Source organism: Cohnella algarum, from assembly GCF_016937515.1.
In the GTDB taxonomy this organism is placed as follows: Bacteria; Bacillota; Bacilli; order Paenibacillales; family Paenibacillaceae; genus Cohnella; species Cohnella algarum.
Genome location: NZ_JAFHKM010000002.1, coordinates 5,445,309 through 5,468,453 on the forward strand (window position 1 = coordinate 5,445,309; position 23,145 = coordinate 5,468,453).

A 23,145-nucleotide genomic window follows, 5' to 3' on the forward strand; every position below is an offset into this window, starting at 1 on the left:
CTCTGAAAATAACGGCGAGCCTTCGCCTTTCGGACCCGAAAGACAAAAAACCGCCCCGAGGCAGTTTCCTGCTTCGGGACGGTTATGGATTGGGGACAACTTCTTATTTGAATTTGCTCAGCTTGTCGCCGAACTTCTCGCCGAGCGTAAAGCTCATGCTTTCCGGAGCCGGGAGGTTCGACTCTTGCTTCGGAGCGCGGGGAGCGCGCTCTTCGCGAGGCGGCGCTTCTTCCGTTTCCTTGATGGAAAGGGAGACGCGTTTCTCGGCAGGGTTGAAGTCCAGCACTTTCGCTTGCACTTCCTGGCCTTCTTTCAGCACTTCGAACGGAGTCGCGATATGGCGGTGCGCGATTTGCGAGATGTGCACGAGGCCTTCGACTCCCGGCGCGATTTCGACGAACGCGCCGAAGCTGACAAGGCGCTTGACGACGCCGGTTACGATGTCGCCGGTGTTGAATTTGCCGGCGGCGCTTTCCCACGGACCCGGTTGGGCGGCCTTGATGCTCAGGCTGATTTTGCCGATCGACGGATCGACTTTAAGCACTTTGACTTTGACCGATTGGCCTTCGGAAACGACGTCGGCCGGATGGGCGACGTGCGTCCAGGCGATCTCGGATACGTGAACGAGGCCGTCGATGCCGCCGATATCCACGAACGCGCCGAACGGCGTCAGGCGTTGAACGGTTCCTTCGATCACTTGGCCCGGTTCGAGGGAAGCCATGATTTGCTGCTTCTTTTCCTCGTATTCCGCTTCCAGAACGTCCTTCTGGGACAAGATGACCTTGTTGTTTTCGCGGTCCAGCTCCTTCACTTTGACGCGAAGGGCGCGGCCTTTGTATCCGCTGAAATCTTCGACGAAGTGACGCTCGACCATCGAAGCCGGGATGAAGCCGCGAACGCCCACGTCGGCGACAAGGCCGCCCTTGACGACGTCGGCGACCGTCACTTCGAACGCTTCGCCGCTATCGAATTTGGCTTGCAGTTCGTCCCATGCGCGGGCGCTGTCGATTTGGCGTTTGGAGAGGACCAGCTTCTCCTTGTCGTCGTCGATGCTGACGACTTTCGCCTCGACTTCCTGGCCGATTTGCACGGCGTCGGATGCGTTATCCAATTGAACGGAAGACAGTTCCCGCAGCGGAATGACTCCGTCGTATTTATATCCAAGGCTTACGAAAGCTTGGTTATCATCGATTTTAACGACGGTTCCTTTCACGGTATCGCCTTTTTTCAAGGATACGATGTTCTCAAGCGCATCCTGGCTGACCGTTTCGGCGGCCGCCGTTTCCTGGACATTCAGTTCTTCAGACATGAAAATACCTCCTCAGTTCTACCACAGCTTTATTTAAACCCGCAGGTTTGGCGGTGTTTAAATCGATCCCATCTTTAATCTTAAACCAAATGACGGCTGTAAAAAAGGGCGTTCGAAAGATAATCGATAGAAGTGCCGGCAAATCGTCTTGCTTGCCCGTTATCGCGGCCGTCCGGTCGAAGCCATTTCGCGGATTCGCGACATCATGTCCTCCGTGGCGGCTTCCATGTCCACGCCCGCTGCCGCCGACGCTTTCAAGTCGATCGGAGTCCCGTAGACGGCGATCATCTTCCGGAACAGGCGATAATTGCCGATGAGGGCGACGGGAACGATTTTCGCGTCGGACCGAAGCGCCATTGTCACGGCTCCCCGCTTGCCCATCCCGATATCTTCGTTGCGGGTTCCTTGCGGGAAAATGGCCATGACCCGGCCGTCCTGCAGCAAATCGATCGCGTTCCGGATCGCTTCCTTGCTCACGCCGCCGCGTTTGACGGGAAATGCGCCCAGCTTGCGAATGAGCCCTCCGAACAGCGGAATCCCGAACAGCTCCGACTTCGCCATAAAATGGATCTGTCTCGGAACCGCGATCCCGAGCGCGATCGGATCCATGACGCTCTTGTGGTTGCTCGCCAGAATGACGGGACCTTCGAGCGGAACGTTGCCGATCCCCCGCGCTTCGAAACGGTAAAGCGCCGCGAACAGAACTCGAAGCAACGCCCGACTGAACCGGTATAACATCCTTTACTTCTCCCCCGCGGAAATGGTTCTTGAAGCCTTAAGCCCCCATTCGACGATCTCGTCCACGACTTCCTCGATCGATCGCCCGGTGGAATCTATGTACCTGGCGTCGAGCGCCTGAACGAGCGGAGCGAATTCGCGTTCGCGGTCCATTCGGTCGCGTTCGGAAATTTCATGCTCCAGTTGGTCCAAGGTGACTAGCGGAGCTTCGCCCATCTCGCGGTAACGCCTGATCGCCCGCTCTCTCGGAGAAGCGGTGAGAAACACTTTAAGCTCCGCATCGGGCAGCACATGCGTGCCGATATCCCTTCCATCCATGACAACGCCTTTGGATTTGGCCATTTGCCGCTGAAGATCCGCCATTCGAAGCCGGACCGCCTCGATGGCCGAAACCCGCGAAACGTTGCGGTTGACCTCCAGGGAGCGGATTTGCGAGGTGATGTCCTCTCCGTCGGCCAAAACCCGCTGTCCTTCGTCGTCGGGAAGCAGTACGATATCCAAACGCTCCGCGAGCTCCCCGATCCGCTTCGAATCGTCAGGCGAGAGCCCCTGTCGCAAGGCGATATAGGTAACCGCTCTGTACATGGCTCCGGTGTCCACATAAATATATCGCATCCGGTCGGCGACCAGCCTGGCAACCGTGCTCTTGCCGGCGCCGGCGGGACCGTCTATCGCGATGTTGATGGGAAACGTCGAATGTGGATTCATGGGGTATGAAAGGTCCTCCTACTCAACACAACCGTAAGAAAAAAGCAGCAGGCGCGGCCTGCTTGCATTCGAGAAAATTATACCACACCCCTTTGGCAGATGCAAAAAAAGCATGCCGCAAAAAGGCGTCAACGGGTATGGTAAACGATTCCTTCATACGATTCCGCTCCCGAGAGAAAGTGCCGGACGGAAGGGATTTGCAGCAGGAGCTGGGCGACCAGCAGCGCCGCGGCCAGCGCGGCCGCCGTCCTCAGCAAGCCCCGCTCGATGCGGCTCGTCCACCGGATAAAAGCCGTTTTTTCGTTCGGGCGTTCGTTCATGAGATCATTCCTTGCGAAAATCCAGCTGCCTTTCGAAACAGTAGCGGATGATTTTCTGCCGTTCCGAATCCTGGATATCGTTGAATTTGACCATCGCTTTCAGATGGTTCGGCTCCTCCGGCACGACGCGCACGACTTCGGCTTCGAAGCTGGCGTGCGAAACCGTTCCGGAACGGTACGGGATCAGCAGCCAGCCCGTGAGCTTCATTTCCGGCGTGAGCGGAAATTTCCGTTCGCAACGAAAGGACAATCCGCCGCCTCCGACGTCTTCCGTCAGCGCGGTGAACCGGATTTTGTCGCCGATGCGGATGGCGGTTTCCAATTGGGCATCGACCCGGAGAAAGCTTCGGCGCTGATCTTTGGAAATTTCCTGCGGGTCGGGCTTGCGGATCGCGACGAGCATGACGGCGTCCTTGCGAAAGCCGGTCACCTTCGAAACGAACTGATGCCTGACCCCTTCGGCCGTAAAGTAGAACAGCCGCAGCTCCTCGCCGATTTCCGCCCGGTACAGCTTTCTCGTCTCTTCCACGAGCGGAATTTCGATAAACAGCGCCCGTTCGTCGGCATCGGCGAGCCGGGAGCGCAGGGTAACGGTTCCGCTTTCGGCGCCTTCGGCCGACGCAGGATGAATGAATATCGTCTGGTTGATTTTCGGGAGCACCCTGACCCCTCCATGGGCGATTTGATGAAAGGCGAAATATACCTTTCGATTATACCACGCCGCGGAAGATTAGGTACGCCTCCTCGCGAAAAAAGCCGCCTGCCGCGCGCGTCGCGGCAGACAGCTTCCCGAACCGGAGCCGATTATTTCAAAATCGCTTTTGCCGAATCGGGCAACATTTCGATTTCCTCTTCGATACCAGTATCGGCATTCATGTAAATCCGATACCTGCTTCCGTTGATTTTGCCCGTAAATTCGTGGCAGAGCACTTGCTTTTCTTCTTCGTTCTCGATGACGGCCAAATGATGGTCCTGAACCTCGAAGTCCGGGTGAAGCCCTTTTCGCGCTTCCTCCATCTTCATCTTCGGCTTGCTCGCGGAGAGCGTCTTGCCGGCGAATACGTGGTCCGCGGCCTGCAACCCTACCGTCTCGCCGTTGTCGAGAGCCACCCGCACCGTGACCTTGTCCGGGTAGACGCGGACGCCGTCCTTTTCGCCTACGAACGTGAACACCGCCACATGATCGTACTCGTCGTAAGTGACCGGGGTCATGCCTTCGTAGCCGTGGCTTTCCAAAAACTTGGCGGCCTGCGCCTTGGCCCCGGCCGTGTCGAGATTGCGCTCCTTGACGGTTCGCGTGTTCATGAACCAGAGCAGCTCGCCGCCCTTGCGGGTATAATCCAGTTCGACGTTACCGCCTTCCGCGGTTTTCATGCGCACCGAATACGTCTGCATATCGGTGTTTTTGCCGTTTTCCGTAACGGTCATCTCATGCCCGCCCCCCGATTGAACGGTCATTCCGGCAAACTCCAGCGCTTTTTGCCTGATTTGCTCTTCGCTGGCGTCGGGCTTTCCGGACAGCGCCGCCATCGTCTTCTTCCGGTCGGCGGACATCGACGACGGTCCCCAGTCGTTTTCCGGGTACGCGGCGATTTTTTTGTCGACCGCCTTGAAGCCGTCGATAATCGTATTGTCGTGAGGCTCGTCCTTGCTCGCCATCGCGACTTCCACGTCCATCCACCGCAGGCGGTCCGTCAAGACGGCCTCCCTCATTTTGCCGAGGTCGTTATTGATGTCTTCCGCTTTCGCATAAAGGGACTTCATCGTCTTCATTTCATCGTCGGAAAGCGGCTGCTTGGCCAAATCCCGGACGGCGGTCCGATAGGCGAAATCGGAAATTCGCGAAAGAAATTGTTCGGCTTTGTTGAACGGCAGCAGCGCGAGCGGAAGCTGATTGATTTCGTTTTGCGCCTCGCTCGTCAGACGCCAGACGTTCACGAGGCTTTTTCGCTGTATTCCTTGCGATGCGGACGATACGGCCAGCGATTGCCCGAGCTCGTCGTGCAGCTTTCCCATATGATTGGTCAAGTCGTGAAACGCGCGTTGGTACTGGTTTTCCGCTTTGATTAAAACCGCGTTTTTTTCCTGATGTTCCTGATATCCCCACAACAGCGCCCCGACGAACAAAAGCGCGGCGATCGGAAACAGGACGGAGCTAAGTCGAGCATACATGCAAAAGCCGACCCCTTTCTTTCCCAGACTACTTAGTGGCGTTAGTGTGGGACAAAGAGATCGGCTTTATGCACGGAATTTGCTTGCGGGCGCTTAAAGCGCCGCCTATTCCTCGGAAATGTCGAAATCGTTCGCGTTGTTGCATATGCATTGCTTGAAGCCGGTATCGACGCGGCCCCGTTCCCTGCGCCCTCTCAGGACGAATTTTTCGCCGCATTGCTTGCAGCGGATGACTACTTTGACCCGTACCGCCGTCATGAACCTCGCGTCCACTCCTCATCTGATATTGTCATTCAGAGTATGGACGGGTCGAGAACGTTTTAACCTCGTCGTCCCGTTTCAGGATGCCGAACGGCGAGCGGGCGTTGGCCCGATTGACGCTGCGGATGCCGCCGAACCACAAAATGAACATGAACGGCGCGAAAATCCAGATCCACGAACGGGACACGGTCAGCATCAAAAAGTCGTAAAGCCCGTGCAAAAACCAGGGCAGCAAAAACGCCATCCACAGATGAAGCCGGGTTCGGGCCCCGTGGGAAAATTTGGCTCGGCCGAGCGAATAGCCCATGAACACCCCGAACAAGGCGTGACCGGACACGGGCAGCAGCGCGCGCACGAGCAGCGTGCCGAACGTCACCGGCTCGAGGAAGGCGTAGAGCACGTTTTCCAGCGTCGCGAAGCCGAGCGACACGGCGGTCGAGTATACGATGCCGTCGTAAGGCTCGTCAAACTCGGTATGATTGTAAATGATATGGTACAAAACGAACCATTTGAAAAACTCTTCGACGGCCGAAGTGACGATGAAAGAGAACGTAAAAGGCGATTCTCCCAGCCAGATCATGAGCGCGCGCTGCACGATCATGATCGGCAGCACGATCAGGATGCCGGTCAGAAACAGCTTGAGCACCATCGATAACGGTTCCGAATCGTAGCGGTCTTTCCAGTAAAAATAGGCAAGCAAAGCGATTCCTGGCGCGACAGCCGCGGCGACCAGCGAGAAAATCGTCACCTTACGTCCTCCCTCCCTTCGTTGTAACCATTATACAACGTCCTTCGGATTCAAGCACCCGCTTGGGAAAAGGTTCCGAAATATTTAATCGAAATTTAAACAAAAAAGGATATTGTCCAAATAACGTAGCCGTCATTCGGGCAATATCCGTCATTTTCCGCATGCAACGATTTGCAAAGCAAGACAAGGGACTTCATGTTTAGGCAAAATGCTCCGCCAACGTCTTGACCGCTTCGGAAGCGATGACCAGTTGGCCGTATTCCTCGAGCACCGCCGGCGTAACCGTGGACGCTTCTCCGTATTCAGCCAGCACGGCGATCAAGGCTTGGTAGGCGCCGTTCTCCCAGCCGGCAGGGTCGAAGCAAAGCACCCAGTCCTTCTGGTAACGGTACATCCGGCCTTCGTCGGTCAGCCGTCCGCTGAGCGTTTTGGCGGCATCGATGACGTGCTCGATGTCGCGGAAACGATATATGATGGCTTCGCTCTGTTCGAGCGTCACTTCCATTTCGTAAACGTCTTCGTCCAATTCTTCCTCGGGGGACGAATCCGCATCCCGATCGAGCTTTCCGCGGGTGACGATGACGACCATGCCTTGAGCCGGCATCGCGAACACTTCGACCGCCAGCGGTCCCGAAGCGTCGAATCCAAGCTCGTTGTACGCCTGATCCATCATCTCGCTGAATAGTTCGTGCACTTTCGGAATTTCTCGCCACATATCTTCCTTTTGAATTCCGCGTTCGGTCAAATCGTCAAACGTAAGGAAAATCCTAATCTTGTCTTGGCTTAGCCGCTCCATCCTCATGACAGGATCCTCCTTCCCCCACCGATGGGTGATAACAGCGTATGTTGTGGCATATAATGTGTGCTTGAAATGCGTTTTACAACATGTTATCACTTCTTCACATGAAATGCACTAGGAAAAAGCACCGAAACGCAAAAAAAACGGCGCTTTTCTCCCGCTTCGGAAGAGAAAGCGCCGCTCTCGTTTCGAGGTTGCGTCAATTGGGATGCTTGGCGTTTTCTTCGAGGATTTTATCGACTTGCCGCTTGACCTCCGAGTCTTGGGACGCCAGCTTCGCGACATGGCCGAGACCCTCGTTTTCCCCGCGCTCACGGGATTGGTCTTTGCCGCTCCAGCCGCGCTCGCCGCCCGTCCCCATCGAAAACAGCCGTCCGAGCGCCTCGCCCTTCATTTCGCCCGCCCTGCGCTTCAGGCTTTCGCCGGCCGTTCCGGCCATCGCCATCATGCGTCCGTTGCGCTGCATCAGCATGACGACCGCCGCTCCGGCCAAACCTCCGACAATGAAAGAACCGATTTTCACATTATTCCCTCCTGATGCCCTATTTGCTGCCCGTTTATCGGGTATTGACGGGTATAGTGTGGCTCGCGGCGCCCCGGGTCATGCTCCATCAAAATCAGGAAGCGAAAGGCCTCGTCATTCTCCGTAATATTGCCTCCCCATCCAAAACATAAAAACGACCAGGCCCGTAAAAAGAACGACGAGCGCCCGGTAAAACCAGCGCGAGTAGCCCCTCGAAGCCCGTTCGTGAATGCCGGCGCGCGGCGGCAATCCCGTCTCCGGAATGCCGGACAGCTCGGCCGTTCTGGCGATCGCCGCTTCCAGTTCTTCGAGCGTCCGCGGCTCTTCGTTCTCCGGTTTCTCTTCCTCCGTCTCAAGCGCGATCCGCTTGGCTTCTTTGTAGCGCGTCCATACCGAAGAATGGTCGCTTTCTTTCATTTCTGCTCTTCCTTCCGAAAACGAATGATCAACCCCATGACGAAGTCAAAAAGGAAATGCGTCGCGATCGGCGCCCAAAGCGTGCCGGTAAAATCGTACAGCAATCCGATGCCGTAGCTGATCCCGAAAACCATGCCGGTCGGAATCCAGTGCCGCAAATACCGAACGTGAATGGCCGCGAACAAGATGCTGGTCCAATAGGGCCCGATCGAATGCTGGATCGCTCCCCGAAACAGCAGCTCCTCGCATACGGCAACGATAAACGAGATGAGGGCGATGTGCCAGACCGCGCGCTTTCGGAAAATTTTTTCGTTTACGCCCCCGTCGTCCATCGCCTCCTCCGGAACCCAGCGCGAGATGCCGATGTCGAAGGCGACGATGACGGCCGCAAGCCCGGCCGCCCAGCCGGCGAATTCGAAACTGTCAGGAATTGCAAATAAATTAATCGCGTTTCTGCCCTGCAAAATCACCCATATGAAACCGATAATAAGAGTAAGAAGTTGGGTCAAGTACAAATTGACGAGCAGCATGTTGTCGTCGAGCTCGTCGACGGTCACCTTGCGTATTTTAATGTTGCGAATGTCGAATTTTTTCATAATACCTCTAAGGTTATCGAATTGGGATATGTTCAAGCGCCGTTTATTTTTTTATACTTGACCTACGCGGCTTGCGCCGACTCAAATTTTGCTAAAACATGTCGTTAAAGGAGTATCCGATGGAGAAACGTCTAACTCGCACCGACCTCATGCTTGCACTTGGATTTATCTTTTTGCTTATCGTCGCGGTAGGAGCGTTCTTCTACGGGGTAAAGATCGGCACCGAGCGAACCGAAGCGCGTTTCGAAAGCGGCGGCGAAACCGCGTCCGTCCGGCAGGTTTCCGCCAACGCATACCAACAGCAAGACCTCGTATCCTTTTATCATACCGTATTTTTGCCTTATCGTGAATTCATAACGGAGTGGACGACGGCCAAGCAGAAGTGGCTGTCCGATCCGACGGCGGATCGTTCCGCGTCCCTGAAGGAACTGGCAAAATCCGCCAACCAAAAATACGACGCGGCGAAAGTCGCCTATATCCCGCCGGTATCGCCGCTTTTGCAGGATGCTCAAGTCGCCTACCTCAAAAGCCTCAAGCTGTTCGCGACCGGCTTTGAGGCGAAGGCCTCCGAAGCGAACGAAGGGCCCGCCACCGCCCTGCTGAACGCTCTCGCATCCGACGCGTACTATACGCAAGCGCTCGAGCAAGGCTTGTCCGCCCAGGAAAACTATTACGAATCCATGCTCCGCTGGGCGGCCACCGTCGATCCCGACATCGACGCCGAAAGCGAGCTCGATACGATGGTGGATTTGGCGCGATGGCAGACGCTGCCGCTCGTCCGCCGCAACTTGTTGACCGCGGAATTTCTGGCCGATCAGCGCGAGCTCAGCGACTATATGCCGCACGATTTGACCGCGCGAATCGACGCGTTCATCGCCTCCGGCCAAGCCGGCAAAATGAAGCTGAAATCGATGGGTGCCGTCGGCGAGCTGCTGACGCAAACCGACGCCGTTCGCGACGGCGACTTTCTCCAGTTGAAGAACCGCTTCTACGGCGGGCAATTGCTTCCGCAGCTGCCCTTCTTTTTCCCGGACAAGTAGATTTACGTTCCCTTTCACCTTTTTGTTTCAGTTTGACCGTTGCATTTGGCTGTCCGATTGCTTTAAAATAAGAAAGGCTTTTCGAAGTGACCTTGCGGAGTTCACCCTCATCGCACCGTTCGGCCGCTTGCACGCGGGCGGAGGACTGATTGAGGGTGTTTTCAATATTGCAAACAACGAACCTAGGGGGATTCACATGTTTAAAGTGTTGGTATCGGACCCGATCAGCGACTTGGGCATCTCGCAACTGGTCGAGGCTGTCGACATCGCCGTCGACAAGAAGACCGGACTTAGCGAAGACGAGCTTGCCGCGATTATCGGCGAGTACGACGCCCTCCTCGTCCGCAGCCAAACCCGCGTCACCGAACGCATTATGACCGCCGGCAAAAGGCTGAAAGTCATCGGCCGCGCGGGCGTAGGCGTCGACAATATCGATCTGGAAGCCGCCACCAAACGCGGCATTATCGTCATTAACGCGCCGGACGGCAACACGATCACGACGTGCGAGCACACGTTCGCCATGATGATGGCCCTGGCCCGCCATATTCCTCAAGCTTATTTGAAAACGGTCGGCGGCGTATGGGACCGCAAATCGTTCGTCGGCGTGGAATTGCGCAACAAGGTGCTCGGCGTGCTCGGCATGGGCCGCATCGGCAGCGAAGTGGCCGCGCGGGCGAAAGCGTTCGGCATGACCGTTCTCGGCTACGATCCGTTCCTGACCGAAGAACGCGCCCAAAAAATGGGCGTCAAGCTGGCTTCCGTCGACGAAGTGATCAAAAACGCCGATTTCATTACCGTTCATACGCCGCTGACGCCGGAAACCCGCCATATGATCGGCAAAGCGCAGTTCGCGGTCATGAAGCCGGGCATGCGGATCGTCAACTGCGCGCGCGGCGGCATTATCGACGAAGCCGCGCTCGTGGAGGCGATCGACGCCGGGATCGTCGCCGGGGCGGCGTTCGACGTCTTCGAAGAAGAACCGCCGAAGCCGGAGCATCCTTTCCTGTCCCATCCGAAAATTATCGTCACGCCGCATCTCGGCGCTTCGACCGTCGAAGCCCAGGAGAACGTGGCGATCGACGTTTCGGAGCAGCTCCTGCACATTTTGCGGGGCGAACCGTACAAAAACGCCGTCAACATGCCTCCGGTTCCCGCCGACGTCCTGGCGAAGCTGGAGCCGTATTTCTCGCTCGGCCGCAAGCTCGGCAGCTTTGCCGCTCAAATGACCGAAGGCCCGGTGAAGGAAATTGTCGTCGGCTACGCGGGCGAGCTCGCCGACGTCGATACGCAGCAGCTTACCCGGTATATCGTGCAGGGCGTATTGTCCTACCACCTCGGAGCCGAGCAAGTAAATGCGGTCAACGCGATGCATCTCGCCAAAAAGCGCGAAGTCAACATCGTCGTCAACCAATCGTCGGCCAGCAAAGGCTTTACGAATCTCGTCACCGTTACGCTGCGTTCGGCCAAGGAAGAGCGCATGGTCGCCGGCGCCCTGCTGAACGGATTCGGCGCCCGAATCACGCAAATCGACAAATATCCGGTGGACGTCGAGCCGCAAGGCCACCATGTCCTGATATCGCACCATGACAAGCCGGGCATTATCGGCCGGGTAGGCACGCTTCTCGGGACGAACGACATCAACATCGCCACGATGCAGGTCGGCCGGAAAGACGTCGGCGGCGCCGCGATCATGGTGCTCGGCGTCGACAAAGCCGTGCCGAAAGAAGTGCTCGCGCAATTGGAAAGCTTGCCGGATCTCGTCAAAGCGAAAGAAGTGCAATTGCTCTAATCGACGGAACGAAGGGGCCGTCCCGAAAGGTCGACATGGACCTGAGGGACGACCCCTTTTCGTTCAAGGAGCGCGATTCGCCGGCCGGTTATCCCTTTTCGGCCGCCTGCCGCCGGCGTTCTGCCGCAACGGCGTTGCCCGCAGGCCGCTCCGCCCGTCCGGCCACCAGAAAGACGATGCCGAATTGCAAAATCGACGACGCGACCAGGACGACGGGCAGCGCGGCCGATTCCGGGTTGTCGGCGAACGAGATCAGCCCGAAAATGGAGATGACGCGTCCGATGTTGAGGAACAATTCGCGAATGACGACCGATTCGATCCGGAACTGTCCTTTGAGCGGCAAAAAGTCCATAAGCCGGTAATAATAGACGTTCAAGGAATTGACGGTCAGCGGATTGAAGACGGAAAACACGATCATAAAGATCAGCACCGTCCACCAGCTGATGTCGATCAGCAGAACGCACGCGGCTCCGGCGGACATCAAAGTGGACCAGAACACGTCCTGTCTCGCGCGGTCGTGCGATTTTCGGCGGGAGACGAAGAATGCGGTTCCAATCGTAATGAGAGCGAAAAACACCGTCAGCAGACCGACCCGATCCTCCCGGCCGTAGGTTTGATAAAGCAAGATGTTCGGAAGGAAAAGCATGATGCCTTGAAACAGGCCGAGGATGAAATAGCCGAACAACGAGTTCAGCCACAGCCGGTTCCGCTTCATCATTTCGCCGGCGTAATTCAAATAATACGTGCGGTGGCGCATTTTCAGCGCTCCGATCTTCAAACTGAACATCGAAGCCAGGGCGAACATGACGAACGCGATCGCGAACGTGACGATGTAGCCCTGCAGTCCTTCGAATTGGCCGATCAGGTATCCGGCCAGCGCCGGCCCCGCGAGGCCGGCCGTATTGAACACGATCAGGTTCAAGCCGAGAAAGCGTCCCCGATTCCGCTCGCTCGTCACGTCGTACATCAGGACAAGGTACCCGACCCAATAAAACCCGAGAGCGGTGCCGTTGAACAGCGCGAACAGAGGATAATAGGCCGCTACCTGCTCCCGCGCGAAAATGACGCCCAAATAAAAGACGGCAATGAGCATAATGCCGATCCGGTACGTCACCATCCGGTCTTTTTTCTTGGCGATGTAGCCGCCGGCCGCGAATGCGAGCGGAGTAATCCCGTAGACGAGCACGTTGAACATGCCGTTTACCCATAAATCCTCCGTCAGCCGCCACAAGTACAAGTTCAAGAAAAGCCCCGACATGGACGCGCCGAATTGGAAGCAGCCATGAATAAACAAGGTGACGAACGCTTCCGGCGCAAGCGTATGCGCTCCGCCCGTTCTCGAGCCTTTCAGACGTTCTTTCCACTCCCGAAGAAGTCCCACCGAAAGTTCCCCCATCGTCTGCGAGCTGCGTCGCCAGTTCGCCGTTTATGGACGTGCCGTTTTTCCCGCCGTTTTGGAAGCGCCGCCGATCGGCAGCGTGATCGTAAACGTCGTCCCGCTCCCCGGCTTGCTTTGGGCGCGAATTTTTCCATGATGCGCTTCGACCAGCGTTTTGACGATGAACAGTCCCAGGCCGGTGCCGCCGCTCGATTCGCGTTTGCGAGCCTTGTCGGCTTTGTAAAACCTCTCGAAAATATACGGCAAATCGTCGGAGTGTATGCCCTCTCCTTCATCCTGCACGACAAGCTCGAGCTGGGGACCGCCCTGCGTTTCCAGCTTTCTGGCCGTCAGCCGGATTTCGGCCCCTTCGGGCGTATGCCGGATCGCGTTGTCGAGCAAATTGGTCAGTACCTGCTCCAGCCGGTCCCGATCCGCCGACTCCAGCACGAGGGGCTCATCATCCGTCGATTTCGTCAGGGCAATCCCTTTCTCCTTCGCCAGGACGGCAAATTTGCGGTATACCCTGCCCAGCAGCTCGCCCATGTCGAGCCGCTCGAAATGCAAGTCCATATGGCCGGCTTCCATGCGGGCAAGATCGAGCAAGTCTTTCACGAGCCGTCCCATGCGGAGCGATTCGTCATGAATGACTTGCGTCATCTCGCGGCGTTCCTCCGGCGAACCTGCAATGTCGTCGAGCAGCGCTTCGCTATAGCCTTGAACCATCGACAACGGCGTGCGAATTTCGTGGGAGACGTTGGCGACGAAATCGTTGCGGAATTTTTCCAGCCGATGTTCCTCGGTCACGTTGCGCAGCACCGCCACCACGCCGCGGACGCCGCTGGTCGAAGCAAGCGGCGTCATCGCCACCGACCAGACCTCGTTTTGGACGTTCAGCTTCGCCGTCGTCTCCTTGCCGCTGGAAATGACTTCGCGGTACGCTTCGAGCAGCGGCTCGGGAACGCGCCCCGGCTTCGGCAGGTCGTCTTCCTCCCACCCGTAGGCGTTCCATTCCTCGAGCAGGCTTTGGCCCTGGGGATTGGTCAAAATGACGCCGCCGTCCGCGTTGAAGGAAATGACCGCGTCGGTCATGCTGCGCAGCACGCTGCTCAGATGATCCCGCTCGTGCTCCAGGATGCGGATGAGCGAGTCGATCTCGGAGGCCATTTGATTAAACGTATTGGCCAAATCCCCGATTTCGTCCGTCGAACGGATGGCGACCCGAACGGTGTAATCCCCTTGCGCGATCTGGTCGGCGGCTTCTTTCATTTCGCGAAGCGGCTGCGTGATTTTCGTCAGGAGAAAAAAAGCGAAAAAGGTTGTCAGCAAAAAACCGACAGCCCCCGCCGCTACGAACAAATGCTTTACTTTTACCGAATTTTCGAACGTCAAATCGATATATTGAAGAAGGAACAATCCGATGGTGCTGATGACGACGGCGACAAGCCCCATCATCGTCAGCCACAATTTTCCGACTACCGTTCTCCATATCGCCATCGTCTACTTGGAAACCTCCAGTTTGTAGCCGACGCCCCAAACCGTCGTGATCATCGCCGCCGCTTCGGTCGACACCCGGTTCAGCTTTTCGCGGAGACGCTTCACGTGCGTGTCCACCGTCCGCAAATCGCCGAAGAAATCGTAATTCCACACATCCTTCAGCAGTTCCTCGCGCGAGAACACTTTATCGGGAGAACTGGCCAAATAATGCAGCAGTTCGTATTCCTTGGGCGTCAAATTGACTTCCTGGCCCCCCGCCGTCACCCGGTGCGCGTCATGCTCGATGACGAGGTGGGGGAACACGATATTGTTGCTGGCGTTCAGTTCCTTGGACAAAAACGCCGTCGCGGAAGAACGGCGCAAAATCGCCTTGATGCGGAAAATGACTTCGCGCGGGCTGAACGGCTTCACGACGTAATCGTCCGCGCCGACCTCAAACCCCTGCACCCGGTTGACTTCCTCCCCTTTGGCCGTCAGCATGACGACCGGGGTCGCCTTGCTTTGACGCAGGCGGGTGCATACTTCGATGCCGTCGATGCCGGGCAGCATCAAGTCCAGCACGATTAGATCGTAATTATCCTGAAGCGCTTTGCGCAAAGCCGTTTCCCCGTCTTCCGCTTCGTCCACGGAGTACCCTTCTTTTTCCAAATACATTTTGAGCAAACGGCGAATCCGTTCCTCATCGTCTACGACCAAAATCCGGTTGCCGGCTTGGTTTGCCATATGCAATCCCCTCCATTCTTAGGATGTCCCTCGGCCTTCTCTTACACGCCCGCGTAGGAGTGCAAGCCGGCGATGACGAGATTGACGCCAATCAGCGTAAAGAGGACGACGATAAAACCGATCACCGCCAGCCACGCCGAACGCGTTCCCTGCCAGCCGCGCGAAAGACGCAGGTGAAGATAGGCGCTGTAGAACAGCCAAGTAATCAAGGCCCATACTTCTTTCGGATCCCAGCCCCAGAACCGGGACCAGGCGATCTGCGCCCAGATCATCGCAAAGATGAGCGCCCCGAGCGTAAATACCGGGAAGCCGATCGCGATCGCCCGGTACGCGATTTCGTCGAGGTCGTCCGGATCGATCCCTTCCAAATGCGGCCGGATGACGGCCGCGATCGGCTTGCGGGCGATCAGTCGAATCAGGGCGTACAAGATCAGCCCGCTGAGGATCGACCAGATGATCGTGTTCAGCTTGCGGCCGGCGTTCACGCCGTTCATCCACGACGGAGCCTCGAACAACGGCTTGTCCATGCCGATGAAGCTGTCCATTTCCAGCGTTTCGCTATTGTACGGGGCGACGATCGGCGGGAGCGTATACTCGACCCTTTCCACCGTCGTCTGTTCCTGGCCCGCATCGTCGATCCGGAACTTTTCCTGGCTGAACTGGGCTTCGTACCCCGCCGCGCGGAAGCCGAATACCGAGACGAGGAAGCCGATCACGATGACGATAAAAACGAGCACCAGCTCGGTCCACTTCTGCGAGCGGCGAGCCGCCTTGTCGGTGCGCGAATAGTCGAGCACGCGGATCAAATGCACGAGGGCGGCCGCGAAGCCGACCGCGAAAAACGCTTCGCCCAGCGCCGCCGTCGTCACGTGGATCGACAGCCAGATCGAATTCAGCGCCGGGATGAGCGGCTGTACCTCGGAAGGGAACACCGAAGCGTAAGCGATAATGATGACGACAAGCGGAAGCGCGAAAGCCCCCAGCATAACTTTGCGGTAAATCAAATATACAATAATGAAGGCAAGCATGATTGCCATGCCGAGGAAGGTCATGAACTCGTACATATTGCTCGTCGGAATGTGCCCCGCGCCCTTCCAGCGCGTAAAGAAAAAGGCGAGGTGGGCGATCCAGCCGACGACGGCCAGAATAAATCCGATCTTCCCCCAACGCTTCACGTGGGCTTCCGGATCGCGGTTGCTCCATTTTTTTCCGGCTACCGCCACCGCATAGACGATAAATGAGGCGCAGTACAGAAAAAAGGCGGCCAAAAAGGCATTTTCACTAAAAGCAAGCCATTGGTTCAACGTTAATTCCTCCTGTTATCCAGCGCTTTCGGATCGACCTTGATGCCGGTTTTGCCGAGCGCGGCGGCCACTTCCGCCCGGATGCCGTACGTGTTTTTGTTCGTGTGCGCGCCGATCGTAAGCTTGTCGCCGTCGTCGATCCGGAGCCAGATCCGGCGGTGCTGCCAGTAGAAGCCCATAACGAGCCCGATCATCGAAATGGCGGCCCCTACCCAAATAAACGGCATCGCGCGATCCACGCGCACGTTCAGGGTCGAATTGTACAGCGAAAACTCGACGTTTTGCATGTCGCCCACTTCGAACGAAAAACGGCCGGTATTGGTGCCGAGCTTTCGGAAGCTTTCGTTCAGCTGGCTTTGCAGCGTCTTGTTGTCCGCCGACGGCAGCGGGAAATACATATACATTTCGCCGTCCGCTGCGATGCCGGGTCCCGTCACGACAAACACGAAGGCGGGATTGATCGTTTCGCGCGATTTCGTCATCGGGCGGTTGTACTCGTCCAGGCCGAAATCGGGAAAAAGATTGCTCAACTTCAGCGTATAGGGCCCGGCCTCGTAAGTCAACGGAGGATTGGTCATCGGAAGCTCGAACGGGCCGTACGTTTCGCCGGTTTGCGTGTCGATCAGCTTCGGCTTGACCGAAAGGAGCCGGATCCGCTCGTCGTAGTTGTACTGGTACAGCTTCAACCCTTCGTAAGATAGCGGGCTGTTCACCTGGATGTCGTGCTGCGCCACCTGCGTCAGCACCGGCTCTTTGACCGGATCGTCGCAGTCCGCCGTGCATTCGTACAGCGTCGCCTTCGTTTCGTACAGCTTCGCCCTTAGCGTGCCCTTCAGCCTTTCGGGAAGCTCGTCGTCCGTGTAGTACTCGACCGTGAATTTCTCGTTCTTGACGTAGTATTGCGTGTTCGGAATTTGCTTGATCTGCCCTTCGTCGAGCGAGACGTACGCGTCCATATGCCAGGCCGGAACGGCCCGTCCCAGCACCGCCAGCAAAAACACGATAAGGCCGATATGGTTGATGTAAGGCCCCCAGCGGCTGAACCGGTTCTTCTCGGCGAGCAGCGCCGTTCCGTCGTTCGGATCCACCCAAACCCGGTAGCGCTTTCGCTTCAGTTCCCTCTGAAACCTCTGCATCCACTCGCCGGCGTCGATCTCGAGCGTCGTTTCGAATGCGGTCTGCTGGCGCTTCAGAAACGTCATATGCTTGCGCACCTGCTGCTTGGACAGCGCCTTGTAAAGCGGAAGGACGCGGTCGAGGCTGCAAACGACGAGCGACGTGCCGATCATGACGAGCAGGCCGATGAACCACCACGATTCATACGTTCGGGACAATCCGAGAAATTGATAAATCGCGCCCCACGTTCCGTATGTATCCTTATAATACTGCGCCGGATCGTACAGATTGACGAACGAGCTTTCCTGCGGATAAATCGTGCCCAGCGCCGCGCCGATCAGCGTAATGACGATCAGCCAGACGGCGATTTTGACGGAGGAAAAAAAGTTCCAGATCCGGTCGATCCAGGACGGGTTCGACTTTTGCGAGCGGCGGGCGACGCCGTCGTACCGCATCTCCAGCGGACTGTCCAGCGGCAAGTCTTCGACAAGCGGCTTGCCGCAAGCTTCGCAAAGCACCGTTCCCGTCGGATTTTGATGTCCGCATTCGCATTTCGTATTTTGAAACAATGAAGCTTATGCCTCCTTGCAGGGAGCCTGCGGCTAGAACAGCCGTTCGACCCTCTCTTCGATAAATGCTTCGCTCATCGGCCCGCCGATGGCGATTTCTTCGATGGTGCCGTCCGATCCGATAAAAAACGTGGTCGGATATTCCCGCAAGCCGTACAGTCGTTCGATTTTGCGATTTTTGTCGAGCAGGATGGGAAAATTCACGCCGACGCTTTGCGCGAAGCTGCGAACGCTCACCCTGTCTTCGCTCAGGTTGATGCCGACGACCTGGAGCCCCTGGTCCTGCCACTTTTCGTACACCTTCTGCAGGTCGGGCATTTCGTTGCGGCACGGAGGACAAAACGTTCCCCAGAAATTCAGCACGAGCGGCTTGCCTTTATAATCGTCCAAGGAATGCGTCTCCCCGGACAGATCCGCGAGCGTAAATTCGGGCGCCCCTTGGCCGGTTTCGAGCACTTCGGACGTTTTGAAAAAAGATTGCCCGATCGCGTATCCGCCGATCGCGACGACGAAGGCGAGGATGATATACTGGATGGGCTTCCGGTAACGCTTCAATGATTTCACCGCCGTATTTCCGTTTTTTTTCGCGTAAAACCTTCGACTTGATTATAACGAAAATACCGGGGCCGCAGGCAAGCGCCCGGACCTCCGGTTATGAACATTGTGTGACGTAAATCACTCCGCCCGGTTCGCGTCTTCCGCCCCGTCCGCGGCCTCCGTCAGCAGCCGGACTTCGTCGCCGGACAGCTTGCGGTATTTGCCCCGCTGCAAATTGTCGAGCGCAAGTCCCCCGAACGAAATGCGCTTGAGCCGGATGACGGGGTGATGGATCGCCTCGAACATCCGCCGCACCTGCCGGTTGCGCCCCTCGCGGATCGTAATGCGGATGGTGGCCTGCTTTTTGTCGGGGTCCACGTCGTGGTATTCGACGTCGGCCGGCGCGGTCATCCCGTCCTCCAGCTTGATGCCCCGCTTCAGCTTGTCCAGCGCGTCGCCGTGCGGCACCCGCTCCACGGTGGCCAAATACGTCTTCGGGACGTGGTGCCGCGGGTGCATCAGCTTATGCGCCAGCTCGCCGTCGTTCGTGAGCAGGAGCAGGCCCTCCGTATCGAAATCGAGCCGTCCCACCGGATAGACCCGCTCGTTGACGCCTTTCAGGTAGTCCGTCACGACGGGGCGCCCTTTCGGATCGTTGACGCTCGTGATGACGCCTTTGGGCTTGTTGAACATCAAATAAATCTTTCGTTCGGAGCGGATCCGCTTTCCGTTCACCGCGATATCGTCCTTGGCGGGGTCGGCTTTCACGCCGAGCTCGGTCACGACTTCCCCGTTGACCGTCACTTTCCCCTCTTTTATCAGTTCCTCGCATTTGCGCCTCGAGGCGACGCCGGCATTCGCGAGTACTTTTTGCAATCGTTCCAATGATGTTCACCTCATCCTTCATCATACATGGACGAAAGGTTTAAAACAACAACAAGCATGCGGCGACGGCGGCGAAAAAACCGACGACGTCCGAAAACAGGCCGACCTTGAGGGCGTAGCCGGAACGCCGGATGCCGATGGCGCCGAAGTAGACGGTCAGCACGTAAAGCGTCGTATCGGTGCTCCCTTGAATGGTCGACGCGATGCGGGCGATCATCGAATCCGGGCCGAACTCCTTGATCAGGTCGGTCGTGTAGGCAAGGGCGCCCGCTCCGGTAATCGGCCGCAGCAGACCGAGCGGCAGCACGTCGCCGGGGACGCCGATCCGTTCGAAAAACGGGCGGACGAGGCCGACGAGGGCGTCAAGCGCTCCCGAAGCGCGGAACATGCTGATCGCAGTCAGCATGCCGACCAGATGGGGGATGATGCCGATCGCGGTTTGAAAGCCGTCCTTCGCCCCGTCGACGAACGTCTCGTAAACGGGCACTTTCCGAAACGCGGCATAGAGCGGAATGAAGACGATGAGCATCGGAATCGCCCAGGCGGACAAAGCGTGAAGAAAGGAGAGCATCGATCACCCTCCTTTCGTTTCCGCCTCGGCCGGACCCAAGCGAAGCGGCGGCGCTTTTCGGTTGCGGCTCCGGTACCATCGGTCGGCGGCGATCGCAGCCCCGGTCGAGACGATCGTGGCAAGCAGCGTCGACGAGATAATGTCCGCGGGATGAGCGGAGCCGAAATTCATCCGGATCGCGATCAGCGTCGTCGGCACGAGCGTGATGCTGGCCGTATTGAGGGCAAGCAGCGTGCACATCGCGGGCGTGGCCGTGTCGGGACGGGGATTGAGCTTCTGCAGCTCCTGCATCGCCCGAATCCCCATCGGCGTTGCGGCATTGCCGAGTCCGAGCAGGTTAGCGCTCATATTCGAAAGGATAAAGCCGAAGGCGGGGTGGTTGTTGGGCACGTCCGGAAACAGCCAGCGCACGGCAGGAGCGACCGCTCGCGAAAGCAGGCCGACCAGCCCGGCCGATTCGGCGATGCGCATCATGCCGAGCCAGAACACCATGATGCTGATCAGCCCGAAGCAAACGGTAACGCCCGTCTGCGCTCCCGCGAATACCGCCTCCGTCACCTGCTGAACGCGGCCGTTGACGGCGGCGTAGCCGACGCTGAACACGATCATCCCGAGCCAAATCCCGTTGACCAATTGAACCGCCCTCCCCCAAAATCAAAAATCATTCATGGCTTGCCTCTGTCAGGCCGATCGTTCCGATCGTCCGGTCGCCGATCCGGAAGATCAGCTTGCCGCGATACCCGAACGCATAATCCAGGCTTGTCGAAGCGGCCGGCGCGAAATGCGCTTTTAGCTGCTCCCGCTCTCCCTGCGCGAGAGGGTAAGCGAATTCGGTCATCGCGATATAAGGATAGCCCGCGAAAGGTTCTCCCTTCCCTATAATTCGCTGCAGCGGATAACGGGCGAATCCGTAATCGAGCATGTTTCGATGGTCGAGCCAATCGTCCCGATCGTTCAGCGTTACCGCGACGAGCTGCTGGCCGTTTTTCGTGGCGGAACTGACGAGGCAGCGCAGCGCTTTTTTCGTATAGCCCGTTTTGACGCCGTCCGCGCCTTCGTACTGAAACAGCATTTTATTTTTGTTGACCCACTTGTAATCCCATGGATCGTACGGATTCGGAGCCGTCTTGACCTTCGTTCTGACGATTTCCCGAAACAAATCGTTATGCAGCGCGTAAGCGGCAAGCTTGGCCAAATCGTTTGCGGTCGAATAATGGCCGTCCTGGTCCAGCCCGCTCGGATTCGCGAAACGGGTGCGGTCCAGCCCGAGCTCTTCCGCTTTGCGATTCATCAAAAAAACGAACCCTTCCACGCTTCCGCCCACATGCTCGGCAATCGCCATGGCCGCGTCGTTGCCGGACCGAAGCATGAGGCCGTATAGCATATCGGCCAGCTTCATTTTTTCCCCGGCTTTCAGATAGATGGAGGAACCTTCTTTGCCGGCGGCGCGTTTGCTCACGGTGACGACGCCGCTCGGATCTCCATGCTCGATCGCGACGATCGCGGTCATGATTTTCGTCAGGCTCGCGATTCGCATTGGCTCGTCGCCGCGGTGATCGTACAACAGGCGCCCGGATCGGACGTCGATCAGCGCCGCCGCTTGGGCGTGCGTCGACGGGCGGCCGACGGCTCCCGGGCCGTGCGGCTGCGAGGACGAGGCGTACGCGCGGGAAACGTGAAACGCGGGCGGAACGAGCGCGAGGCATCCGCCGAACAAGGCGATTATCGCGTAGCGGGTTATGGATGCTACGGCGTGCTTCATGTTGTGCCTCCTGATTCAAAATATGTCGGCATGTCCAAAAGTATGTCCGCTCTCATGCGAAATGAAAAACCGGCCAAATCGGCCGGTTTCCCTCTTGCTGCCATAGGCCAGTTCGTTTCGGGCTACATCAGATCCGGAGACGGAGAGCGAATGGCGATATTTTCGTTCCCTTCGCGTTGCGGACCCGTTTTGATCAAGCCCTGGAGTTTTTCGACCCAGGCCGGTGCCGCATCGATCAGCCTTTCGAGCAGATGGGTCTGATTGTCCAGGGGAACGATTTTGACTCCTTGCACGCCGACGACCAGAAACGCGATCGGCGTGATCGAAACGCCGCCGCCGCTGCCCCCGCCGAACGGAAGCGCGACGGACGCGCGGTGCGCGTCGGACGGGCTGCCGCCGGCGCCCGCGCTATCGGTTTCGTCGGCCGCCTGAAATTCGCTGCCCCCGGCCGCGAATCCGAACCCGACTTTGGAAATCGGCATAATGACGCTGCCGTCCGGCGTTTGGACCGGCTCGCCGACGATGGTGTTGACGTCCACCATTTCCTTGATATTTTCCATTGCCGTTTGCATAAGGCCTTTAATCGGATGCTCGGACATCGTGACACTCCTTTTCTTTTTCGCATTCTACGCGGTTTCATTTTGCTACAACGCCGAGCTTTTTATTCGCCGGCCGTCGGCTGGCCGGACGCTAAGAACCGGGAGCCGCGCGCCACGATCGCACCGTCTTCGCGATTCGCAGGGCGCCGGTTCCGAATTTGGCCAACTCGACGAACGCATCGCCGAATCGGAGACGAAAATCCGCTTCCCAGACGATCGAAAGTTCCTCGCCGGAATAATTGGGCTTCACGCTGCCGTGGGGATGGGTTTTAAGCGCGACGAAATGACCCGTCAGGGCGGCCGCGCAACCGAGAACCGACCAGGCAAGCCCGGCTGCGGTCCCGGTCAGCGCCGCGTCGCCCAGCCCGATCTCGATGTCGAGACGCCACCTCGTGCATTCCACCTTGCGCAGCAATTTTCGAACCCTTTTTTTGAAATGGAAAACGTTGCCGAGCAATGTTCGGTACCTTTTCATAAACCGAGAAGCGCCGCGCATGCCGATCCGCTTGGTCGTTCGTTTCTTGCGCCGGATCAGGCCTGCTTCCTCTTTTCCCCTTTGCCGATAGACGATATCGAAATCTTTGATCATGATCGAAGGAATGGCCGTCTGGATCCGGACAAGCCCGAACAACGCTCTCGCGATGACGACCAGCTGGTCGAAATGGCCGCTGCGCGAATAACGGATCCGAATTCTGATGGACGAAGCCCATACGGCAATCGCCAATGCCAACACGCATCCGATCGCCAAGAAATGCCAAAAAGCCATACGTTCCCCGCCGCCTTT

Annotated in this window: 26 protein-coding genes; 2 read left to right on the forward strand and 24 right to left on the reverse strand. The window is 57.5% G+C overall.

The window, feature by feature from the left end; genetic code table 11:
- Positions 1-103: 103 nt before the first annotated feature.
- The 12 genes from rpsA to JW799_RS24680 all read right to left on the reverse strand — a co-directional run bounded on the left by rpsA (position 104) and on the right by JW799_RS24680 (position 8,591).
- Positions 104-1,309 (reverse strand): 30S ribosomal protein S1, encoded by a 1,206-nt coding sequence (gene rpsA / locus JW799_RS24625; RefSeq protein WP_080838629.1) that lies wholly within the window; start codon positions 1,307-1,309, stop codon positions 104-106.
- Between the two features lie 159 nt (positions 1,310-1,468).
- A complete protein-coding gene (locus JW799_RS24630) occupies positions 1,469-2,047 on the reverse strand; it encodes a lysophospholipid acyltransferase family protein (RefSeq protein WP_080838626.1) in 579 nt (192 codons plus the stop codon).
- 3 nt (positions 2,048-2,050) lie between these two features.
- Positions 2,051-2,755, reverse strand: a complete 705-nt coding sequence (cmk, locus tag JW799_RS24635) for a (d)CMP kinase (protein WP_205432127.1) — start codon at positions 2,753-2,755, stop codon at positions 2,051-2,053.
- Positions 2,756-2,883: 128 nt separating this feature from the next.
- A complete protein-coding gene (locus JW799_RS24640; RefSeq protein WP_205432129.1) occupies positions 2,884-3,075 on the reverse strand; it encodes a hypothetical protein in 192 nt (63 codons plus the stop codon).
- Between the two features lie 4 nt (positions 3,076-3,079).
- Complete coding sequence (locus JW799_RS29820; protein ID WP_205432142.1) at positions 3,080-3,736, reverse strand: PilZ domain-containing protein; 657 nt, start codon at positions 3,734-3,736, stop codon at positions 3,080-3,082.
- A 143-nt stretch (positions 3,737-3,879) separates the two neighbouring features.
- Positions 3,880-5,247, reverse strand: a complete 1,368-nt coding sequence (gene ypeB, locus JW799_RS24650) for a germination protein YpeB (RefSeq protein WP_080838612.1) — start codon at positions 5,245-5,247, stop codon at positions 3,880-3,882.
- A 105-nt stretch (positions 5,248-5,352) separates the two neighbouring features.
- Positions 5,353-5,505 (reverse strand): hypothetical protein, encoded by a 153-nt coding sequence (locus tag JW799_RS24655; protein ID WP_176220844.1) that lies wholly within the window; start codon positions 5,503-5,505, stop codon positions 5,353-5,355.
- Positions 5,506-5,536: 31 nt separating this feature from the next.
- The gene (gene prsW, locus JW799_RS24660; protein WP_080838610.1) at positions 5,537-6,256 is read right to left on the reverse strand and encodes a glutamic-type intramembrane protease PrsW; all 720 of its coding nucleotides are present in this window, start codon (positions 6,254-6,256) and stop codon (positions 5,537-5,539) included.
- Positions 6,257-6,455: 199 nt separating this feature from the next.
- On the reverse strand, positions 6,456-7,058 hold the full coding sequence (locus JW799_RS24665; RefSeq protein ID WP_080838606.1) for a genetic competence negative regulator: 603 nt from the start codon (positions 7,056-7,058) through the stop codon (positions 6,456-6,458).
- A gap of 196 nt (positions 7,059-7,254) precedes the next feature.
- Entirely contained in the window at positions 7,255-7,578 is a 324-nt protein-coding gene (locus JW799_RS24670; RefSeq protein ID WP_080838605.1) for a hypothetical protein, read from the reverse strand.
- A gap of 114 nt (positions 7,579-7,692) precedes the next feature.
- Positions 7,693-7,995, reverse strand: coding sequence for a hypothetical protein (locus tag JW799_RS24675; protein WP_205432143.1), 303 nt, complete (start codon positions 7,993-7,995; stop codon positions 7,693-7,695).
- Positions 7,992-8,591 (reverse strand): CPBP family intramembrane glutamic endopeptidase, encoded by a 600-nt coding sequence (locus tag JW799_RS24680; RefSeq protein ID WP_205432144.1) that lies wholly within the window; start codon positions 8,589-8,591, stop codon positions 7,992-7,994. Before JW799_RS24680 ends, JW799_RS24675 begins: the two co-directional genes overlap by 4 nt.
- A gap of 119 nt (positions 8,592-8,710) precedes the next feature.
- On the opposite strand from JW799_RS24680, the gene JW799_RS24685 reads away from it, so the two are divergent.
- Entirely contained in the window at positions 8,711-9,631 is a 921-nt protein-coding gene (locus tag JW799_RS24685) for a hypothetical protein (protein ID WP_205432145.1), read from the forward strand.
- A gap of 196 nt (positions 9,632-9,827) precedes the next feature.
- Positions 9,828-11,420 carry a phosphoglycerate dehydrogenase gene (gene serA / locus JW799_RS24690; protein ID WP_080838593.1) on the forward strand — a complete coding sequence of 531 codons (1,593 nt, stop codon included), beginning with the start codon at positions 9,828-9,830 and terminating at the stop codon, positions 11,418-11,420.
- Positions 11,421-11,508: 88 nt separating this feature from the next.
- Here serA and JW799_RS24695 read toward each other — a convergent pair whose 3' ends face one another.
- The 12 genes from JW799_RS24695 to JW799_RS24750 all read right to left on the reverse strand — a co-directional run bounded on the left by JW799_RS24695 (position 11,509) and on the right by JW799_RS24750 (position 23,127).
- Positions 11,509-12,801: an MFS transporter gene (locus tag JW799_RS24695; RefSeq protein ID WP_338026325.1), complete on the reverse strand. Its 1,293-nt coding sequence runs from the start codon at positions 12,799-12,801 to the stop codon at positions 11,509-11,511.
- A 45-nt stretch (positions 12,802-12,846) separates the two neighbouring features.
- On the reverse strand, positions 12,847-14,295 hold the full coding sequence (locus JW799_RS24700) for a HAMP domain-containing sensor histidine kinase (protein ID WP_080838588.1): 1,449 nt from the start codon (positions 14,293-14,295) through the stop codon (positions 12,847-12,849).
- A 3-nt stretch (positions 14,296-14,298) separates the two neighbouring features.
- Complete coding sequence (locus tag JW799_RS24705) at positions 14,299-15,018, reverse strand: response regulator transcription factor (protein ID WP_080838585.1); 720 nt, start codon at positions 15,016-15,018, stop codon at positions 14,299-14,301.
- Between the two features lie 41 nt (positions 15,019-15,059).
- Positions 15,060-16,322 carry a cytochrome c biogenesis protein CcsA gene (gene ccsA / locus JW799_RS24710; protein ID WP_205432149.1) on the reverse strand — a complete coding sequence of 421 codons (1,263 nt, stop codon included), beginning with the start codon at positions 16,320-16,322 and terminating at the stop codon, positions 15,060-15,062.
- A gap of 2 nt (positions 16,323-16,324) precedes the next feature.
- Positions 16,325-18,007: a cytochrome c biogenesis protein ResB gene (gene resB, locus JW799_RS24715; RefSeq protein WP_205432150.1), complete on the reverse strand. Its 1,683-nt coding sequence runs from the start codon at positions 18,005-18,007 to the stop codon at positions 16,325-16,327.
- A gap of 33 nt (positions 18,008-18,040) precedes the next feature.
- Positions 18,041-18,571, reverse strand: coding sequence for a redoxin domain-containing protein (locus JW799_RS24720; protein WP_245809784.1), 531 nt, complete (start codon positions 18,569-18,571; stop codon positions 18,041-18,043).
- Positions 18,572-18,682: 111 nt separating this feature from the next.
- Complete coding sequence (locus JW799_RS24725; RefSeq protein WP_205432151.1) at positions 18,683-19,429, reverse strand: pseudouridine synthase; 747 nt, start codon at positions 19,427-19,429, stop codon at positions 18,683-18,685.
- A 40-nt stretch (positions 19,430-19,469) separates the two neighbouring features.
- Complete coding sequence (locus JW799_RS24730; protein WP_080838572.1) at positions 19,470-20,000, reverse strand: spore maturation protein; 531 nt, start codon at positions 19,998-20,000, stop codon at positions 19,470-19,472.
- Positions 20,001-20,003: 3 nt separating this feature from the next.
- Positions 20,004-20,633: a nucleoside recognition domain-containing protein gene (locus JW799_RS24735; protein WP_205432152.1), complete on the reverse strand. Its 630-nt coding sequence runs from the start codon at positions 20,631-20,633 to the stop codon at positions 20,004-20,006.
- 28 nt (positions 20,634-20,661) lie between these two features.
- Positions 20,662-21,762 (reverse strand): D-alanyl-D-alanine carboxypeptidase family protein, encoded by a 1,101-nt coding sequence (locus tag JW799_RS24740; RefSeq protein ID WP_205432153.1) that lies wholly within the window; start codon positions 21,760-21,762, stop codon positions 20,662-20,664.
- A 122-nt stretch (positions 21,763-21,884) separates the two neighbouring features.
- Positions 21,885-22,361 (reverse strand): GerW family sporulation protein, encoded by a 477-nt coding sequence (gene ytfJ, locus JW799_RS24745; RefSeq protein ID WP_080838564.1) that lies wholly within the window; start codon positions 22,359-22,361, stop codon positions 21,885-21,887.
- A 91-nt stretch (positions 22,362-22,452) separates the two neighbouring features.
- Complete coding sequence (locus JW799_RS24750; protein ID WP_205432154.1) at positions 22,453-23,127, reverse strand: DUF2953 domain-containing protein; 675 nt, start codon at positions 23,125-23,127, stop codon at positions 22,453-22,455.
- Positions 23,128-23,145 lie beyond the last annotated feature (18 nt).

Bases quoted from the DNA above. Each gene is read 5' to 3' on its own strand.
- JW799_RS24750 (WP_205432154.1), bottom strand. From the start codon at position 23,127: ATGGCTTTTTGGCATTTCTTGGCGATCGGATGCGTGTTGGCATTGGCG.
- JW799_RS24675 (WP_205432143.1), bottom strand. From the start codon at position 7,995: ATGAAAGAAAGCGACCATTCTTCGGTATGGACGCGCTACAAAGAAGCC.
- cmk (WP_205432127.1), bottom strand. From the start codon at position 2,755: ATGAATCCACATTCGACGTTTCCCATCAACATCGCGATAGACGGTCCC.
- JW799_RS24665 (WP_080838606.1), bottom strand. From the start codon at position 7,058: ATGAGGATGGAGCGGCTAAGCCAAGACAAGATTAGGATTTTCCTTACG.
- rpsA (WP_080838629.1), bottom strand. From the start codon at position 1,309: ATGTCTGAAGAACTGAATGTCCAGGAAACGGCGGCCGCCGAAACGGTC.
- ytfJ (WP_080838564.1), bottom strand. From the start codon at position 22,361: ATGTCCGAGCATCCGATTAAAGGCCTTATGCAAACGGCAATGGAAAAT.
- JW799_RS24730 (WP_080838572.1), bottom strand. From the start codon at position 20,000: ATGCTCTCCTTTCTTCACGCTTTGTCCGCCTGGGCGATTCCGATGCTC.
- JW799_RS24685 (WP_205432145.1), top strand. From the start codon at position 8,711: ATGGAGAAACGTCTAACTCGCACCGACCTCATGCTTGCACTTGGATTT.
- serA (WP_080838593.1), top strand. From the start codon at position 9,828: ATGTTTAAAGTGTTGGTATCGGACCCGATCAGCGACTTGGGCATCTCG.
- JW799_RS24630 (WP_080838626.1), bottom strand. From the start codon at position 2,047: ATGTTATACCGGTTCAGTCGGGCGTTGCTTCGAGTTCTGTTCGCGGCG.
- JW799_RS24705 (WP_080838585.1), bottom strand. From the start codon at position 15,018: ATGGCAAACCAAGCCGGCAACCGGATTTTGGTCGTAGACGATGAGGAA.
- ypeB (WP_080838612.1), bottom strand. From the start codon at position 5,247: ATGTATGCTCGACTTAGCTCCGTCCTGTTTCCGATCGCCGCGCTTTTG.
- JW799_RS24740 (WP_205432153.1), bottom strand. From the start codon at position 21,762: ATGAAGCACGCCGTAGCATCCATAACCCGCTACGCGATAATCGCCTTG.
- JW799_RS24680 (WP_205432144.1), bottom strand. From the start codon at position 8,591: ATGAAAAAATTCGACATTCGCAACATTAAAATACGCAAGGTGACCGTC.
- JW799_RS24700 (WP_080838588.1), bottom strand. From the start codon at position 14,295: ATGGCGATATGGAGAACGGTAGTCGGAAAATTGTGGCTGACGATGATG.
- JW799_RS24640 (WP_205432129.1), bottom strand. From the start codon at position 3,075: ATGAACGAACGCCCGAACGAAAAAACGGCTTTTATCCGGTGGACGAGC.
- JW799_RS24655 (WP_176220844.1), bottom strand. From the start codon at position 5,505: ATGACGGCGGTACGGGTCAAAGTAGTCATCCGCTGCAAGCAATGCGGC.